Source organism: Pseudomonas yamanorum, assembly GCF_013386765.1.
Taxonomy (GTDB): domain Bacteria; phylum Pseudomonadota; class Gammaproteobacteria; order Pseudomonadales; family Pseudomonadaceae; genus Aquipseudomonas; species Aquipseudomonas yamanorum_A.
The window spans coordinates 30,380-46,198 of sequence record NZ_JACARE010000017.1 but is presented as its reverse complement, the minus strand read 5'-3'; the positions used below and the strand labels follow the sequence as shown (position 1 = coordinate 46,198).

Genomic DNA, 15,819 nt, shown 5'->3' with positions numbered 1-15,819 from the left:
CTTCCCGCAGGGTTTGGGCACGGACGCGCCACTTTTTGGTGTCGATCAACCTGAACGTTGCACCGAAGAGGATTAGGCCACCCCTATTCAGTTCAAAAGTAGCCATGCACGAACAATATCAGCCCCGTGAAATAGAAAATGCCGCCCAGTCGTTCTGGGATGAGCAAAAGTCCTTTGAAGTCAGTGAACAGCCAGGCAAGGAGACTTTCTATTGCCTATCGATGTTCCCTTACCCCAGCGGCAAGCTACACATGGGGCACGTGCGTAACTACACCATCGGCGACGTAATCTCCCGCTACCAGCGCATGCTCGGCAAGAACGTCCTGCAACCCATGGGTTGGGACGCCTTCGGCATGCCGGCGGAAAACGCCGCGATGAAGAACAACGTAGCGCCCGCCAAGTGGACCTACGAAAACATCGCCTACATGAAGACCCAGCTGCGCAGCCTGGGCCTGGCGGTGGACTGGTCCCGCGAGGTGACCACCTGCAAGCCTGATTACTACCGCTGGGAACAATGGCTGTTCACTCGCCTGTTCGAAAAAGGTGTGATCTACAAGAAGAGCGGCACCGTGAACTGGGACCCGGTGGACCAGACCGTACTGGCCAACGAACAAGTGATCGACGGTCGCGGCTGGCGTTCCGGCGCGCTGATCGAAAAACGCGAAATCCCGATGTACTACTTCAAGATCACCGCCTACGCGGATGAACTCTTGTCGAGCCTCGACGATTTGCCGGGCTGGCCCGAGCAGGTCAAGACCATGCAGCGCAACTGGATCGGCAAGTCCAAGGGCATGGAAGTACAGTTCCCGTATAACGTCGATTCCATCGGCGCGGCGGGCGTACTGAAAGTCTTCACCACCCGTGCGGACACCCTGATGGGCGCGACCTACGTCGCCGTGGCCGCCGAACACCCGCTGGCCACCCAGGCCGCACAGAACAACCCCGAGCTGCAGGCATTTATTGCCGAATGCAAAGGCGGCAGCGTGGCCGAAGCCGACGTCGCCACCCAGGAGAAAAAAGGCCTGCCGACCGGCCTGTTCGTCGAGCACCCGCTGAGCGGCGAGAAGCTGCCGGTATGGGTCGCCAACTATGTGCTGATGCACTATGGCGATGGCGCGGTAATGGCTGTGCCGGCTCACGACGAGCGCGACTTCGAATTCGCCGTGAAATACAACCTGCCGATCAAGTCCGTGGTGCGCACCAGTTCCGGTGACACCAACCCGGCTCCGTGGCAGGACGCGTACAACGAACACGGCACCCTGATCAATTCCGGCGAGTTCGACGGCCTGGATTTCGAAGGTGCCTTCGACGCCATCGAAGTGGCGCTGATCAAGAAAAACCTCGGTGCCTCGCGCACCCAGTTCCGCCTGCGCGACTGGGGCATCAGCCGCCAGCGCTACTGGGGCTGCCCAATCCCGATCATCCACTGCGAAACCTGCGGTGACGTGCCGGTGCCGGAAGACCAACTGCCGGTGGTACTGCCAGAAGACGTGGTGCCGGACGGCGCCGGTTCGCCCTTGGCGCGCATGCCCGAGTTCTACGAGTGCGCTTGCCCGAAATGCGGCCAGCCTGCCAAGCGCGAAACCGACACCATGGACACTTTCGTCGAGTCCTCGTGGTACTACGCCCGCTACGCCTCGCCGCACTATGAAGGTGGCCTGGTGGAAAAATCCGCGGCCGACCACTGGTTGCCGGTAGACCAGTACATCGGCGGTATCGAGCACGCCATCCTTCACCTGCTGTACGCGCGCTTCTTCCACAAGCTGATGCGTGATGAAGGCCTGGTGAGCTCCGACGAGCCGTTCAAGAACCTGCTGACCCAAGGCATGGTGATTGCCGAGACTTACTACCGTCGCGAAGCCAATGGCGCCTACACCTGGTTCAACCCGGCGGACGTCGAACTGGTGCGTGACAGCAAGGCCAAGGTCATCAGCGCAAAACTGATCAGCGACGGCCTGCCGGTGGAAATCGGCGGCACCGAGAAGATGGCCAAGTCGAAGAACAACGGCGTCGACCCACAGTCGATGATCGACCAGTTCGGCGCAGACACTTGCCGCCTGTTCATGATGTTCGCCTCGCCGCCTGACATGAGCGCCGAATGGTCCGACTCCGGCGTTGAAGGCTCGCACCGCTTCCTCAAGCGCGTCTGGCGCCTGGCGCACGCCCATGTCAGCCAGGGCTTGCCGGGCAAGCTGGACGTAGCGTCCTTGAGCGATGAACAGAAAGCCATTCGCCGCAGCACACACCTGGCCATCCGCCAGGCCAGCCAGGACGTGGGCCAGAATCACAAATTCAACACCGCCATTGCCCAGGTGATGACGTTGATGAACGTGCTGGAAAAAGCGCCGCAAGCCACCGATCTGGATCGCGCACTGATTCAGGAAGGCCTGGAAACCGTCGTCCTGCTGCTGGCGCCAATCACGCCGCACATCAGCCACGACCTGTGGAGCCGGTTGGGCCACAGCGGTGCCGTCATCGATGCCGGCTGGCCGATACAGGATGACAGCGCGCTGGTACAAGACACGCTGCAACTGGTAATTCAGGTCAACGGCAAGCTGCGTGGCCAGATCGACATGCCGGCCAGCGCCAGCCGTGAAGACGTCGAAGCCGCTGCCCGTACCAATGAAAACGTGCTGCGCTTCACCGAAGGCCTGACGATCCGCAAAGTGATCGTGGTGCCCGGCAAACTGGTCAATATCGTCGCTAGCTAATCGGATCGGGCGCCAGGGCATTACCCTGGCGCCGAACAAAACCTCCAGGGCCTCGATAAGGCCCACATGGTTTCAAGGGGAGCATCAAAATGATCAAACGCAATCTGCTGGTTATGGGCCTTGCCGTGCTACTGAGCGCTTGCGGCTTCCAGCTGCGCGGCACCGGCACCACCGAACTGGCGATCAAGGAACTGGACGTCACCGCCCGTAACTCCTACGGCGAGACCGTGCAACAGCTGCGCCAGGTCCTGGAAAGCAGTGGTGTCAAAGTCTATTCAGGCGCGGCTTACAAACTGAACCTGCTGGATGAGAAAGAAGAGCAGCGCAACCTCAGCTATGCCAGTGCCGGGCGTGCTTCGGACATCGAGCTGAGCACCACGCTCTTCTTCGAAATCCAGGGCCACGACCACCTGCCGTTGATGGGCGACAAGATCCAGGTACAGAAAGTCGTGAGCCACGACGGCAACAACCTGGTGGGTTCGGACTCCGAAACCATCCAGGTGCGCAAGGAAATGCGTCGTGAGCTGGTGCAGCGCATGCTTCTGCGCCTGCAACTGATCACCCCGGAAAAACTGGACCAACTGCAACAGACGGCAGATAACAAGGCCAAGGCAGATGCCGATGCGCTGAAAGCTGCGCAAGAGTATGAAAACAGCCAGCCGAAACAATCGCCTGTCGAAGTCCCAGCTGAGTAAGCCAGACGGGGCGCCACTGGCGCCCCGTTCGCCCTGCCTATGAAACTCGCCCCCGCCCAACTCGCCAAGCACCTGCAAGGCAGCCTTGCGCCCGTCTACATCGTCAGCGGTGATGACCCGCTGCTGTGCCAGGAGGCCGCGGACGCGATTCGCACCGCCGCCCGCCAACAGGGCTTCGATGAACGCCAGGTGTTCAGCGCCGACGCCAGTTTCGACTGGGGTACGCTGCTGCAAGCCGGGGCAAGCATGTCGCTGTTCGCCGAGAAACGCCTGCTGGAACTGCGCCTGCCTTCGGGCAAGCCCGGCGACAAAGGCGCGGCGGCGTTGATGGAGTACTGCGCACGTCCTGCCGAAGACACGCTGCTGCTGATCAGCCTGCCCAAGCTCGATGGCAGCGCGCAGAAGACCAAGTGGGGCAAGGCACTGGTGGAAGGGGCACAGACCCAGTTCATCCAGATCTGGCCGGTGGACAGCAATCAACTGCCACAGTGGATTCGTCAGCGTCTGTCCCAATCCGGACTCACCGCCAGCCATGACGCGGTAGAGCTGATTGCGGCGCGGGTGGAAGGCAACCTGCTGGCGGCGGCCCAGGAAATCGAAAAGCTCAAGCTGATGGCTGAAGGCGGCCAGATCACGGTTGAAACCGTACAAGGCGCCGTGGCTGACAGCGCGCGCTTTGACGTATTTGGCCTGGTGGATGCGATCCTGAACGGCGAACCCGCCCACGCCTTGCGCATGCTCGAAGGGCTGCGGGGCGAAGGCGTGGAGCCGCCGGTCATACTCTGGGCCCTGGCCCGGGAACTGCGCCTTCTGGCAAACATTGCCTTGCAATACAGCCAGGGTATCCCGCTGGACAAGGCCTTCAGCCAGGCCCGGCCACCGGTTTGGGACAAGCGCAAGCCGCTGATCAGCAAAGCCCTGCAACGGCACTCGGCACAACGCTGGGCGCAATTGCTGCTGGAAGCCCAGCGCATTGACGCGCAGATCAAGGGCCAGGCCGCGGGTTCGCCCTGGATGAGCCTGAGTCGTTTGTCACTTTTGATGTCAGGACAGCGCCTGGCGTTGCCTGCTGAATAGTCCTACGTATCACTGGGCTGGACAGAATCCAAACTTCGGCCGATGATTCGCACCGCATCATCAACCCGCCAAAGAGTACCCATCATGAGCAAAAAGCCATCCAAGCATGGCCCCAACAAGGCCAAATCTATCATCGCCCAGCCGTTGTTCCGCAGTCGCCAGGAACGAGCCGGCAAAGGCAAAGGCAGCTACCGCCGCGAAGCCTTCCAGTCTAATAGCTGGGAGGCTTCTTACTTTCTGGCTGCCTGAAGGCAAGCGCCCCTCCGGCATGATAAGGTCTGTACCTGATTCGTATTCCCTGGACCCGTGCATGCCCTCTAGTCTTTCCCGTCGTTGGCACCTTCGCCAATTGATCGCTGCCTCCAGCCTCATTCTGTTAGTCGCCTGCGCCGAAAAACCCACCGCAGCCGATGCTCAACCCCTGCCCCCGCTCCAGACTGCACCGGTAGCTGCGCCTGCCGTCGTTGCGCCATTGGCGGTGGACAATCTTGATATCCAGCCGACCCAGACCTTTGCCGAATGGCAGGCGGGCTTTCGCGTGGAAGCCTTGAAGGCCGGTATCACGCCACAGGTCTTCGACACCGCCTTCGCCAATGTCGTGCCTGACATGGCGGTGATCCGCGCCGACCGCAGCCAGCCGGAGTTCTCCCGCCCGGTGTGGGAATACCTCGATGGCGCACTGTCGCCGCTACGGGTGCGCAATGGCCAGTCGCTGCTGGTGAAATACGCCGACATTTTGCAACGCATTGAGGAACGTTATGGCGTTGACCGCCAGGCGCTGGTCTCGGTGTGGGGCATGGAGAGCAACTTCGGCCAGTTCCAGGGCAACAACTCGGTGATCCGCTCCCTGGCGACCCTGGCCTATGAGGGCCGTCGCCCGGCGTTCGCCCAGGCGCAACTGCTGGCGGCGCTGCAAATCATCCAGCATGGCGATATCGCCGCCGACCAGATGAAAGGCTCCTGGGCCGGGGCCATGGGCCAGACCCAGTTCATCCCGACCACTTACAACACCCACGCTGTGGACTTCGACGGTGACGGTCGCCGCGATATCTGGAACAGTCCCGCCGACGCCCTGGCCTCCACCGCGCACTACCTGCAAAGCTCCGGCTGGCAGAAGGGCCAGCCGTGGGGCTTCGAGGTGCAGCAACTGCCGTTGAACTTCGACTACGCCCTGGCCGACGGCAGCGTGCGCAAGACCGTTGGCGAATGGTTGAAACTGGGGATCCAGGTGCCACCGGGCGCCAGCGTCCCGGCCAACGTGGACCAGCTTTCCGCAGCCCTGCTGCTGCCGGCCGGCTATCGTGGCCCGGCATTCCTGGTGCTGGATAACTTCCGCGCGATCCTCAAGTACAACAACTCGTCGTCCTACGCATTGGCCGTTGGCTTGTTGTCGGAACGGTTCGGCGGTGGCGGTGTGATTCGTGGGAGCTGGCCGAAAGACGAGCTGCCATTGACTCGCTCGCAGCGGATGGATTTGCAGACGGTGCTCAGTGCCAATGGTTACGATGCCGGCAACCCGGACGGCATCATCGGCGCCAATACCCGCAAGGCGATTCGTGCAGCGCAACAGTCCCTGGGCTGGCCGGCGGATGGGTATCCGACGGTGAAGTTGCTGGAGTCGTTGCAGAGCCGCTAGATCGTTGTATGGCGACTATCGCCATCGCAGGCAAGCCAGCTCCCACAGTTGACCACGTCGTTCATGATGTACGCGGTCAACTGTGGGAGCAGGCTTGCCTGCGATGAGGCCTTGCGAAGCAACTGAAGGCTCAGGCCTTAAACACCACATCCTGCTCCAACACCAACCGCTTCTCCCCCGCATCCAACCGCACCGCAGCGCCCATCGGCAACGTGAGGTTCGGGTTGCAGTGCCCGCTGCGCCAGCCAGACAGCACAGGAATGCACAACGGTTCGAATGTCTGCTTCAGCAGGCGCTCAAGCGCAATGCTATCAACCCCGGCCACATCCCCCACCACCACACCCGCCACCTGGGCGAGCTTGCCCGCCAGGCGCAAATGGGTCAGCAACCGGTCAATGCGGTACAGCGGCTCGTTCACATCCTCGATAAACAAAATGATGCCCTCGGCATCAATCTCGTAATCCGTGCCCATTACCGCGGCGATCATCGATAGATTGCCACCCAGCAGCCGCCCGCAGGCGATGCCAGGCTCGACGGTGGTCAATGGATAGGCCACAGGGTGAGTCAGCTGGGTACCGGCCTTCACCTGCCCGCGCAGCATACTGAACAGCGATGACTCGGTAGGCTGTTGCTTTTCACCTAACAAGTCAGCGTTGTACATCGGCCCGTGAAAGGTGACGAAGCCGGCGTAACGGTTGATCGCCAGGTGCAACGCGGTGATATCGCTGTAGCCTACAAATGGCTTGGGGTTGGCCCGCAGCAGGTCAAAGTCCAGGCGGTCCAGCAGGCGTGGGGTGCCGTAGCCGCCCCGCAGGCAAAAAATCGCGTCGATGGACGGATCGGCGAACGCCGCGTGCAGGTCGTTCAGGCGTACATCATCACTGCCGGCCAGGTAGCCATCACGCTGTCCCACACCGGGGAAAATCCGCAGTGTGTAGCCCCGGGCGCGCATCCATTGCGTGGCCTTGTCGATATCCAGCTCGGCCGGCCCGGCAGGGGCAATCAGCCCGATCACGCCTTCGGCGCGCAGCGCAGGTACCGCACAAGTGGTTAATTGAGTCGTCATCCATGGTTCTCCTCGTGTGGATTGCCCAAGGCACTCTAAACAGCAATGGTTGCAAACAGAAGAGGATGACTTAACCGCAACATGTAGGAGCGAGCTTGCTCGCGAAGGTCGTAAACGATAACGCGCGCATCCTGGATGCGCGCGGTGCTCTTGAGTTCTTCGCGAGCAAGCTCGCTCCTACAGTGAGGGCGAGGCTTACGAGACCAGGCTGGCCTTGACCAGTTTCGCCTGCTCGTCGGCGTGGTACGAGGAACGTACCAGCGGGCCGGAAGCGACGTTCTTGAAGCCCATCTTGTAGCCTTCTTCGGCAAACCAGGCGAACACGTCCGGGTGCACGAAGCGCTGTACTGGCAAGTGGCTGCGGGACGGCTGCAGGTACTGGCCGAGGGTCAGCATGTCGATGTCGTGTTCGCGCATGCGCTTCATGACTTCGATCACTTCCTCGTCGGTTTCGCCCAAGCCCAGCATCAGGCCGGATTTGGTCGGGATGTGCGGCATCATCTGCTTGAATTTCTGCAGCAGGGTCAGCGACCACTGGTAATCCGAACCCGGGCGCGCAGCCTTGTACAGGCGCGGCACGGTTTCCAGGTTGTGGTTGAACACATCCGGCGGCTCGGCAGCGGTGATTTCCAGCGCGACGTCCATGCGGCCACGGTAGTCCGGGACCAGAGTCTCGAGCATCACGTTCGGCGACAGCTTGCGGATCTCGCGGATGCAGTCGGCAAAATGCTGGGCACCGCCGTCACGCAGGTCATCGCGGTCTACGGAGGTGATCACGACGTACTTGAGTTTCAGGTCGGCGATGGCGATGGCCAGGCTTTCCGGCTCATTGACGTCCAGTGGCTTCGGCCGGCCGTGGCCAACGTCGCAGAACGGGCAACGACGGGTGCAGATGTCACCCATGATCATGAAGGTGGCGGTGCCGCCGGAGAAGCACTCGCCCAGGTTCGGGCAGGATGCTTCTTCGCAAACGCTGTGCAGCTTGTGTTTGCGCAGCAGGGCCTTGATACGGTCGACTTCCGGCGAAACCGGGATGCGCACGCGGATCCAGTCAGGCTTTTTCGGCAGTTCGGTGGTCGGAATGATCTTCACCGGGATGCGTGCAACCTTCTCGGCGCCGCGCAGCTTCACGCCGGCTTCTACCTTGGCACGCGGGGCCGGACGCTCGGTGATATCCAGCGTCGGGATCATGGTTTGCACTGCATCAGTAGTCATAATCAGTCGATTCCGCCCGTTAGGGTCGTCTGCTCAGCATAGTCGAGGTGTTTGACGAGCTGCGCGCGCAGCCGGGCACTTACCTCGGCAAATTCTAGTGGTGTTGCGTGATCACTCAACTGGGTCATCGCCAAACCGGCGTAACCACAGGGATTGATCCGTCGAAACGGCGCCAGGTCCATGTCCACGTTCAAGGCCAGGCCATGAAAGGAACACCCGTGGCGAATCCGCAGGCCCAGGGAGGCGATTTTCGCGCCATCGACGTAAACCCCCGGTGCGTCCGGCTTGGCCACTGCGGTCACACCGTAGCTGGCCAGCAGCTCGATCAGGCATGACTCCATGCGACTGACCAGCTCACGCACGCCAAAACCCAGCCTGCGCACGTCCAGCAACAGATAAGCCACCAATTGGCCTGGGCCATGGTAAGTCACCTGCCCGCCGCGGTCGACCTGCACCACCGGGATTTCTCCCGGCAGCAGCAAATGCTCGGCCTTGCCGGCCTGGCCCTGGGTGAAAACCGGCGGGTGCTCCACCAGCCAGATCTCATCCGGGGCTTGCGTGCCGCGCTCGTTGGTGAACCGTTGCATGGCGTGCCACACCGGTTCGTATGCCATTTGGCCGAGCTCGCGAAAGCCCAGGGTCTGTGACATCACAACACCATGTGCACGAAGCCGGTAGCCCGCAGTTCGCTGTTGATGTTGTAGAGCTGGTCCTGGTCAGTCGCCACGATGTGCAACTGAATGGTGGTGTACTTGCCGCTGGAGCTGGAACGCTCATCCACGCGCTCATCATTGATCGTCGCATGTTTCTTGACGATCTCAATGATCGTGTCCTTGCGACCCACGCCCGTGTCGCTGATTACCTTGATGGGGTAATCCTTCACCGGAAATTCGATCTTTGGCGCCTTTACTTCGGTATCGGTCATGGCGTAACGGCCTCGTAAGCGTAAGCCGTGGCGACGGGCATAACCCCGCGCCGGATCAGCGCAGGGTCATGCAGGTGCACACTATCAGTTGAACAAGCTGTAGAAGAATAGACGGATGCTATCCCACACGCGTCGGAAGATACCACCTTCGTCGACGGCGTCCAGAGCGATCAGGTCGGCGCTGTGGATCACTTTATCGTCCAGTTTCACTTCGACCTTGCCGATGACATCGCCCTTGGCGATCGGTGCGACCAGTTGCGGGTTCATGGTCATGCTGGCAGCGAGCTTCTTGAGCTGGCCTTTAGGCATGGTCAGGGTCAGGTCTTCAGCCAGGCCGGCCTTGACTTGATGGGTCGCGCCTTTCCATACAGGGGCTTGAGCCAGCTCGGTGCCCTTCTGGTAGAAAGTCTGGGTTTCGAAGAAACGGAAGCCATAAGTCAGCAGCTTCTGCGTCTCGGCCGCACGGGCCTGCTCGCTGTTGGTACCGAATACCACGGCAATCAGGCGCTGCCCGTCACGCACAGCAGACGACACCATGCAGTAGCCGGCTTCGTCGGTGTGACCGGTTTTCAGGCCATCGACGGTCTTGTCACGCCACAGCAACAGGTTGCGGTTAGGCTGCTTGATGTTGTTCCAGAAGAACTCTTTCTGGGAGTAGATCGCGTAGTGCACCGGGTCGACACGAATGATCGCGCGAGCCAGCAGCGCCATGTCATGGGCCGAAGAGTAGTGCTCAGGGTTCGGCAGGCCGGTCGGGTTCATGAAGTGGCTGTTGGTCATGCCCAGATCGCCGGCTGTCTTGTTCATCATGTCGGCGAACGCATCTTCGCTGCCGGCGATGTGCTCGGACAGGGCCACGCTGGCGTCGTTACCGGACTGGATGATGATGCCGTGCAGCAGGTCGCTGACAGTCACCTGCGAGCCGACCTTGATGAACATCCGCGAACCGCCGGTGCGCCAGGCGTTTTCGCTGACGGTCACCGGATCGTTTTCACCGATCTGGCCGCGACGGATTTCCAGGGTCGCGATGTAGGCCGTCATCAGCTTGGTCAGGCTGGCTGGGGGCAGGCGCTGGTCACCGTTGTTCTCCACCAGCACGTTGCCGCTGGCGGCGTCCATGAGGACCCAGGCCTTGGCAGCCAGTTGCGGGGAAGCCGGCACCATTTCAACCGCCCAGGCGGCCGGGGTGATGATCAGCGAAAGAAGCAGGCACGTGCGTTTGGCTAAGGTGGTGATGTTCATCCGTCTCTCGAAATTGCTTATGGAAACTTGCCCTCGCGGGCAAAACTATTCAGACAGCCCGTCGCCAGACTGTCGCGTGTTCGGTTGTACGCCCACCCCTTGCCCCTGGGTTTTTATTGTTCAACGAGCCAACAACCAGGGCTCAAACCCGCATGCGAGCCTGAACCATCAATCCTTTGTCTTGCTTATTCGGCGGTGACCACGCTGGGTTGCCCCAGGTTGGCCAGGCGCACGCTGTTCTGCACTTGCGCAACTTCGCTCGGCGAGCCGATCGGGCCCATCCGCACACGGTGCAGGGTCTGCTGGTTACGCACAATAGAGCTGATAAATACCGGCGCGCTGACCATCCCGCTGAGCTTGGACCTTAACAGCTCTGCTGCATCCGGGTTGGCGAAAGCGCCGACTTGCAGGTACTGCCCGCCCACTGTCGAAGCCCCAGGCGCTGCATGGGGTACGACGACCGTGTCCGGGGCGTGCTGCGCCGGTGGCGGTGTCCACTGCTCGATCTTGCCGGCCGACGCGGTGACTTGCGGTTGCGGGGTTTGCGGCTCGTTGAGCATCAACGGTGCCGGCTTGCCACGCTGGGCCCAGTACTGCGCCGGGTCGATCCCTTCTACCTTCACGCGCGCGGTGCCGGTCTCGGCATAACCGAGTTTCTTGGCGGCCGCGTAGGACAGGTCGATGATCCGGTCCGAATAGAATGGCCCGCGGTCGTTGACCCGCAGGATTACCGTGCGGTTGTTGTCCAGGTTGGTCACGCGAACGTAGCTGGGCAACGGCAGGGTCTTGTGGGCTGCGCTCATGCCGTACAGGTCATACACTTCGCCGTTGGCGGTGTTCTGGCCATGGAACTTGGTGCCGTACCAGGACGCCGTGCCCGTTTGCACGTAGGTTTTGGAGTCTTGCAGCGGGAAGTAGTTTTTGCCCAGCACGGTATAGGGGTTGGCCTTGTAAGGACCGGTGTGCAGGGTCGGCGTGGCATCCGGGATTTTCGAAACATCCACGTCCCACCACGGCGCGCCGTCTTTGTGGGCGCGGTTGATGTCCAGGCCCGGCTGGGAACGGATCGCCGTACCGCCAGACTTTTGTGCCGGACCGCGACTGGTGGAGCAACTGACAACCAGCAAGGACAACGCGGCGAACGCCACCAGCTTGAGCGGTTTATTGAACGGCGATGCCCGCATTACTTGTTGCCCCGTGCTTGGACCAGCATGTCTGACAGCTGATGCACGGCCATGGCGTACATCACACTGCGGTTATAACGCGTGATTGCGTAAAAATTCTTCAGGCCCATCCAGTATTCCGGGCCGTTCTCGCCTTCAAGGCGGAACGCCGTCACCGGCATATCATCGCGTGGCGCATTCTGACTCGACCAGCCCAGCGCCCGCAACTCCCCGACCGTCTTGACGGGCTCGATACCCTGGGTCAGGCCTTCATCGGCGCGGTCACCGGTCACCTCGGCACGAATCACCACCGGCTCGCCGCCTACCCAGCCGTGACGCTTGAAATAGCTGGCAACGCTGCCGATGGCATCATCGGGGTTGCTCCAGATATTGATATGGCCGTCGCCGTCAAAATCCACGGCATACGCGCGAAAGCTGCTCGGCATGAACTGCGGCAGGCCCATGGCCCCGGCGTAGGAGCCCTTGAGGGTCAACGGGTCGACCTGTTCTTCACGGGCCAACAACAGGAACTCGCGCAGTTCCTTGCGGAAAAATTCGGCGCGCGGCGGGTAATCGAAGCCCAGGGTCGACAAGGCGTCGATCACCCGGTAGCTGCCGGTGTTGCGGCCGTAGAAAGTTTCGATGCCGATGATTGCCACAATCACCTGGGCCGGTACGCCGTACTCCTGCTCGGCGCGGGCCAGCACGGCCTCGTGCTGGCGCCAGAAGTCCACGCCACGCGCCACGCGGGCGTCGGTCAGGAACATCGGGCGATATTCCTTCCACTGCTTCACGCGTTCGGCGGGCCGGGAAATGGCGTCGAGGATCGCCTGCTTGCGCTGGGCCTCGCGGAACACGCCCATCAGCTGTTCACCGGCGAAACCATAGTCACGGGTCATCTCACCGACGAACTCGGCAACCTGGGGCGAACCGTCGTAGTCGCCGGCCTGCGCTTCCTGCACAGCGGCTCCCAGCAGGCCCAGCAGGCCCATCCAGGACACGTGCCGAGCAGCCCAGCCGCGCATTACTTGCATTGACATCTTCACCTTATTCAAACCTGTGCGATCCACTTACGATGGGTATGGATCGACATCAAAACCCCAAACGCTGACAGCAATGTCACCAGCGAAGTTCCGCCGTAGCTAATGAACGGCAACGGCACCCCAACCACCGGCAACAGGCCACTGACCATACCGATGTTGACGAAAACGTAAACAAAAAACGTCATTGTTAGGCTGCCGGCAAGCAATTTGCCGAACAGCGTCTGCGCCTGGGCAGTAATCACCAGGCCGCGACCGATCAGCAGCAAGTAAATCAGCAACAGTGCGCAGATGCCTACCAGGCCGAACTCCTCGCCCATCACCGCGATAATAAAGTCGGTGTGGCTTTCCGGCAAAAAGTCCAGGTGCGACTGGGTGCCCAGCAGCCAGCCCTTGCCGAATACGCCGCCGGAACCGATGGCCGCCTTCGACTGGATGATGTTCCAGCCGGTGCCCAGCGGGTCGCTCTCGGGGTCGAGGAACGTGAGGATTCGCTGCTTCTGATAGTCGTGCATGAAAAAGAACCACATGGCCACGGCCACCGGCACCGCTGCAGCCAGCACGCTGAGGATCCAGCGCCAGCGCAGGCCGCCCATGAACAGCACGAACGCGCCGCCCGCGAGGATCAGCAGCGAGGTACCGAGGTCGGGCTGGCGCACGATCAGGATAAACGGCACGCCAATCAATATCAGGCTGATGCCCACGTGCTTGAGCTGGGGCGGCAGTGTGCGTTTTGACAGGTACCAGGCGATGGTCGCCGGCATCAAAATCTTCATGAATTCCGACGGCTGGAAGCGAATCACCCCCGGGATGTTGATCCAGCGAGTGGCGCCCATGGCGTTGTGGCCCATCACGTCCACGACCACCAGCAGCAACACGCCGGCGACGTAACCCAGCGGCACCCATCGCGCCATGAAGCGCGGCTCCAGCTGGGCAATCACCACCATCGACAACAGGCCCAGGCCAAACGAGGACGCCTGCTTGATCAGCAGGTCCCAGTTCTTGCCACTGGCCGAATACAGGACGAACAGGCTGCCCGCCGCCAGGGTCAGCAGCAGGATCAGCAACGGCCCATCAATGTGCATACGCTGCAGCAAGGTGGCGCGTCGGCGCATCACATCCTCACTGGAAAGGATGCGATCAAAATTACTCTTCACTGGCCGTAACCTCGGTGCTTGAAGGGGGGCCGCCATATTCGGGCTTGAGCCTGCCGTCGTCGGCCAACAGCCAGGCGTCCATCACCTGGCGCACCACGGGCGCGGCCACGCCGGAGCCGGACTCGCCGTTCTCGACCATCACCGCCACGACGATTTTCGGGTTGTCGGCCGGGGCAAAGCCTACGAACAAGGCGTGGTCACGGTGACGTTCCTGAACTTTGGAGCGGTCGTATTTCTCGCCCTGCTTGATCGCGACCACCTGGGCCGTACCGCTCTTGCCGGCAATCCGGTACTGCGCGCCCACTGCCGCTTTACGCGCTGTACCCCGGGCGCCGTGCATCACTTGCTGCATGCCGTGGTTAACCTTGGTCCAGTCGGACGGGTCGCGCAGCACAATGTCGGGAATCGGGTTTTCATCCAGCGGGCGTTCGCCCTCGATGGTCTTGGCCAGATGCGGACGGTTCCACACACCTTTGTTGGCCACCAGCGCAGTGGCCTGGGCCAGTTGCAGCGGCGTGGCCTGCATATAACCCTGGCCGATCCCCAGGATCAGGGTTTCGCCCGGGAACCAGGCCTGGCGGCGGGTCGCACGCTTCCATTCACGGGAAGGCATCAGGCCCGGAGATTCTTCGAACATGTCCAGGGAGACTTTCTGACCGAGGCCGAACTTGCCCATGTAGGCCGACAGCCGATCAATCCCCAGCTTGTGGGCCAGGTCATAGAAGTAGGTGTCATTGGAACGCATGATCGCCGTGTCCAGGTCCACATAGCCGTCGCCGGTGCGGTTCCAGTTACGGTATTTGTGATCGTAGTTGGGCAGCATGTAGTAACCGGGGTCAAACACGCGGCTCGACGCCGTGACCACACCGGAATCCAGGCCGGCAATCGCCACCGCTGGCTTGATGGTCGAGCCCGGCGGATACAGGCCGCGCAGCACGCGGTTGAACAACGGCCGGTCAATGGAATCACGCAACTCGGCATAGGCCTTGAAGCTGATCCCGGTGACAAACAGGTTCGGGTCAAAACTTGGCTGGCTGACCATCGCCAGCACTTCGCCAGTGCTTGGGTCCAGCGCTACCACGGCACCCCGGCGACCGCCCAGGGCCATCTCCGCCGCTTCCTGCAACTTGATGTCCAGGCTCAGCACGATGTCCTTGCCGGGCACCGGGTCGGTGCGCTTGAGCACCCGCAATACACGGCCACGGGCGTTGGTCTCGACTTCCTCGTAACCCACCTGCCCGTGCAGTTCCGGCTCGTAGAAACGCTCGATGCCGGTCTTGCCGATATGGTGGGTGCCGCTGTAGTTGACCGGGTCGAGGGTCTTCAGCTCTTTCTCGTTGATCCGGCCCATGTAGCCCACCGAATGCGCGAAGTGCGCCCCTTGCGGGTAGTGACGCACCAGCTGCGCCACCACTTCCACACCCGGCAGCCGGAACTGGTTCACCGCGATCCGGGCGATCTGCTCTTCGGTCAGCTCGAACAGGATCGGCACCGGCTCGAATGGCCGGCGACCCTGCTTCATGCGTTTTTCGAAGATCACCCGGTCTTCCGGCGTCAGTTGCAGCACTTCGACGATTACATCGAGGATTTGCTGCCAGTCGCCGGAACGTTCACGGGTCATGCTCAGGCTGAAGCTGGGCCGGTTATCCGCTACCACCACGCCATTGCGGTCGAAAATCAGCCCACGGGTCGGCGGAATCGGCTGCACGTGCACCCGGTTGTTTTCCGACAGCGTGGAGTGATAGTCGTACTGGATCACTTGCAGGAAATACAGGCGGGCAATCAACACGCCCAGCAGTACCACCACCAAAATCGCGCCGAACACCACCCGCGCGCGTACAAGACGTGCGTCTTTCTCGTGGTCCTTGATGCGGATCGGCTGGGTCATCAGG

Annotated in this window: 14 protein-coding genes; 5 read left to right on the top strand and 9 right to left on the bottom strand. The window is 61.5% G+C overall.

Translation table 11 applies throughout. From position 1 onward, the window contains the following. Positions 1-104: 104 nt before the first annotated feature. The 5 genes from leuS (at position 105) to HX875_RS11650 (ending at position 6,119) form a co-directional block, all read left to right on the top strand. A complete protein-coding gene (gene leuS, locus HX875_RS11670; RefSeq protein WP_177043310.1) occupies positions 105-2,711 on the top strand; it encodes a leucine--tRNA ligase in 2,607 nt (868 codons plus the stop codon). 89 nt (positions 2,712-2,800) lie between these two features. Next, positions 2,801-3,406 carry an LPS-assembly lipoprotein LptE gene (locus tag HX875_RS11665; protein WP_177043309.1) on the top strand — a complete coding sequence of 202 codons (606 nt, stop codon included), beginning with the start codon at positions 2,801-2,803 and terminating at the stop codon, positions 3,404-3,406. Positions 3,407-3,445: 39 nt separating this feature from the next. Then, the gene (holA, locus tag HX875_RS11660; RefSeq protein ID WP_177043308.1) at positions 3,446-4,483 is read left to right on the top strand and encodes a DNA polymerase III subunit delta; all 1,038 of its coding nucleotides are present in this window, start codon (positions 3,446-3,448) and stop codon (positions 4,481-4,483) included. Between the two features lie 84 nt (positions 4,484-4,567). Then, positions 4,568-4,732 carry an alternative ribosome rescue factor ArfA gene (gene arfA, locus HX875_RS11655; RefSeq protein WP_003176285.1) on the top strand — a complete coding sequence of 55 codons (165 nt, stop codon included), beginning with the start codon at positions 4,568-4,570 and terminating at the stop codon, positions 4,730-4,732. A gap of 61 nt (positions 4,733-4,793) precedes the next feature. After that, complete coding sequence (locus HX875_RS11650; protein ID WP_177043307.1) at positions 4,794-6,119, top strand: lytic murein transglycosylase; 1,326 nt, start codon at positions 4,794-4,796, stop codon at positions 6,117-6,119. A gap of 130 nt (positions 6,120-6,249) precedes the next feature. Here HX875_RS11650 and HX875_RS11645 read toward each other — a convergent pair whose 3' ends face one another. The 9 genes from HX875_RS11645 to mrdA form a co-directional block, all read right to left on the bottom strand. Beyond that, complete coding sequence (locus HX875_RS11645) at positions 6,250-7,185, bottom strand: S66 peptidase family protein (RefSeq protein ID WP_177043306.1); 936 nt, start codon at positions 7,183-7,185, stop codon at positions 6,250-6,252. Between the two features lie 195 nt (positions 7,186-7,380). After that, positions 7,381-8,400: a lipoyl synthase gene (gene lipA / locus HX875_RS11640; RefSeq protein WP_371132027.1), complete on the bottom strand. Its 1,020-nt coding sequence runs from the start codon at positions 8,398-8,400 to the stop codon at positions 7,381-7,383. A gap of 2 nt (positions 8,401-8,402) precedes the next feature. Next, complete coding sequence (lipB, locus tag HX875_RS11635) at positions 8,403-9,050, bottom strand: lipoyl(octanoyl) transferase LipB (RefSeq protein WP_177043305.1); 648 nt, start codon at positions 9,048-9,050, stop codon at positions 8,403-8,405. Then, a complete protein-coding gene (locus HX875_RS11630; RefSeq protein ID WP_177043304.1) occupies positions 9,050-9,325 on the bottom strand; it encodes a DUF493 domain-containing protein in 276 nt (91 codons plus the stop codon). The genes lipB and HX875_RS11630 overlap by 1 nt, the downstream gene beginning before the upstream one ends. An 84-nt stretch (positions 9,326-9,409) precedes the next feature. Next, positions 9,410-10,567 carry a D-alanyl-D-alanine carboxypeptidase family protein gene (locus HX875_RS11625; protein ID WP_177043303.1) on the bottom strand — a complete coding sequence of 386 codons (1,158 nt, stop codon included), beginning with the start codon at positions 10,565-10,567 and terminating at the stop codon, positions 9,410-9,412. 185 nt (positions 10,568-10,752) lie between these two features. Further along, the gene (locus HX875_RS11620; protein ID WP_177043302.1) at positions 10,753-11,751 is read right to left on the bottom strand and encodes a septal ring lytic transglycosylase RlpA family protein; all 999 of its coding nucleotides are present in this window, start codon (positions 11,749-11,751) and stop codon (positions 10,753-10,755) included. After that, positions 11,751-12,764, bottom strand: a complete 1,014-nt coding sequence (gene mltB, locus HX875_RS11615; RefSeq protein WP_177043511.1) for a lytic murein transglycosylase B — start codon at positions 12,762-12,764, stop codon at positions 11,751-11,753. Before mltB ends, HX875_RS11620 begins: the two co-directional genes overlap by 1 nt. A 17-nt stretch (positions 12,765-12,781) precedes the next feature. Next, positions 12,782-13,885 carry a rod shape-determining protein RodA gene (rodA, locus tag HX875_RS11610; RefSeq protein WP_050442794.1) on the bottom strand — a complete coding sequence of 368 codons (1,104 nt, stop codon included), beginning with the start codon at positions 13,883-13,885 and terminating at the stop codon, positions 12,782-12,784. 31 nt (positions 13,886-13,916) lie between these two features. Next, a complete protein-coding gene (gene mrdA / locus HX875_RS11605; protein WP_010174783.1) occupies positions 13,917-15,815 on the bottom strand; it encodes a penicillin-binding protein 2 in 1,899 nt (632 codons plus the stop codon). Between the last annotated feature and the right edge of the window lie 4 nt (positions 15,816-15,819).

Coding starts and splice junctions, on each gene's coding strand:
- HX875_RS11650 (WP_177043307.1), top strand. CDS start 4,794: ATGCCCTCTAGTCTTTCCCGTCGTTGGCACCTTCGCCAATTGATCGCT.
- HX875_RS11620 (WP_177043302.1), bottom strand. CDS start 11,751: ATGCGGGCATCGCCGTTCAATAAACCGCTCAAGCTGGTGGCGTTCGCC.
- rodA (WP_050442794.1), bottom strand. CDS start 13,885: ATGCGCCGACGCGCCACCTTGCTGCAGCGTATGCACATTGATGGGCCG.
- holA (WP_177043308.1), top strand. CDS start 3,446: ATGAAACTCGCCCCCGCCCAACTCGCCAAGCACCTGCAAGGCAGCCTT.
- mrdA (WP_010174783.1), bottom strand. CDS start 15,815: ATGACCCAGCCGATCCGCATCAAGGACCACGAGAAAGACGCACGTCTT.
- mltB (WP_177043511.1), bottom strand. CDS start 12,764: ATGCAAGTAATGCGCGGCTGGGCTGCTCGGCACGTGTCCTGGATGGGC.
- HX875_RS11630 (WP_177043304.1), bottom strand. CDS start 9,325: ATGACCGATACCGAAGTAAAGGCGCCAAAGATCGAATTTCCGGTGAAG.
- lipA (WP_371132027.1), bottom strand. CDS start 8,400: ATGACTACTGATGCAGTGCAAACCATGATCCCGACGCTGGATATCACC.
- lipB (WP_177043305.1), bottom strand. CDS start 9,050: ATGTCACAGACCCTGGGCTTTCGCGAGCTCGGCCAAATGGCATACGAA.
- HX875_RS11645 (WP_177043306.1), bottom strand. CDS start 7,185: ATGACGACTCAATTAACCACTTGTGCGGTACCTGCGCTGCGCGCCGAA.
- arfA (WP_003176285.1), top strand. CDS start 4,568: ATGAGCAAAAAGCCATCCAAGCATGGCCCCAACAAGGCCAAATCTATC.
- HX875_RS11625 (WP_177043303.1), bottom strand. CDS start 10,567: ATGAACATCACCACCTTAGCCAAACGCACGTGCCTGCTTCTTTCGCTG.
- leuS (WP_177043310.1), top strand. CDS start 105: ATGCACGAACAATATCAGCCCCGTGAAATAGAAAATGCCGCCCAGTCG.
- HX875_RS11665 (WP_177043309.1), top strand. CDS start 2,801: ATGATCAAACGCAATCTGCTGGTTATGGGCCTTGCCGTGCTACTGAGC.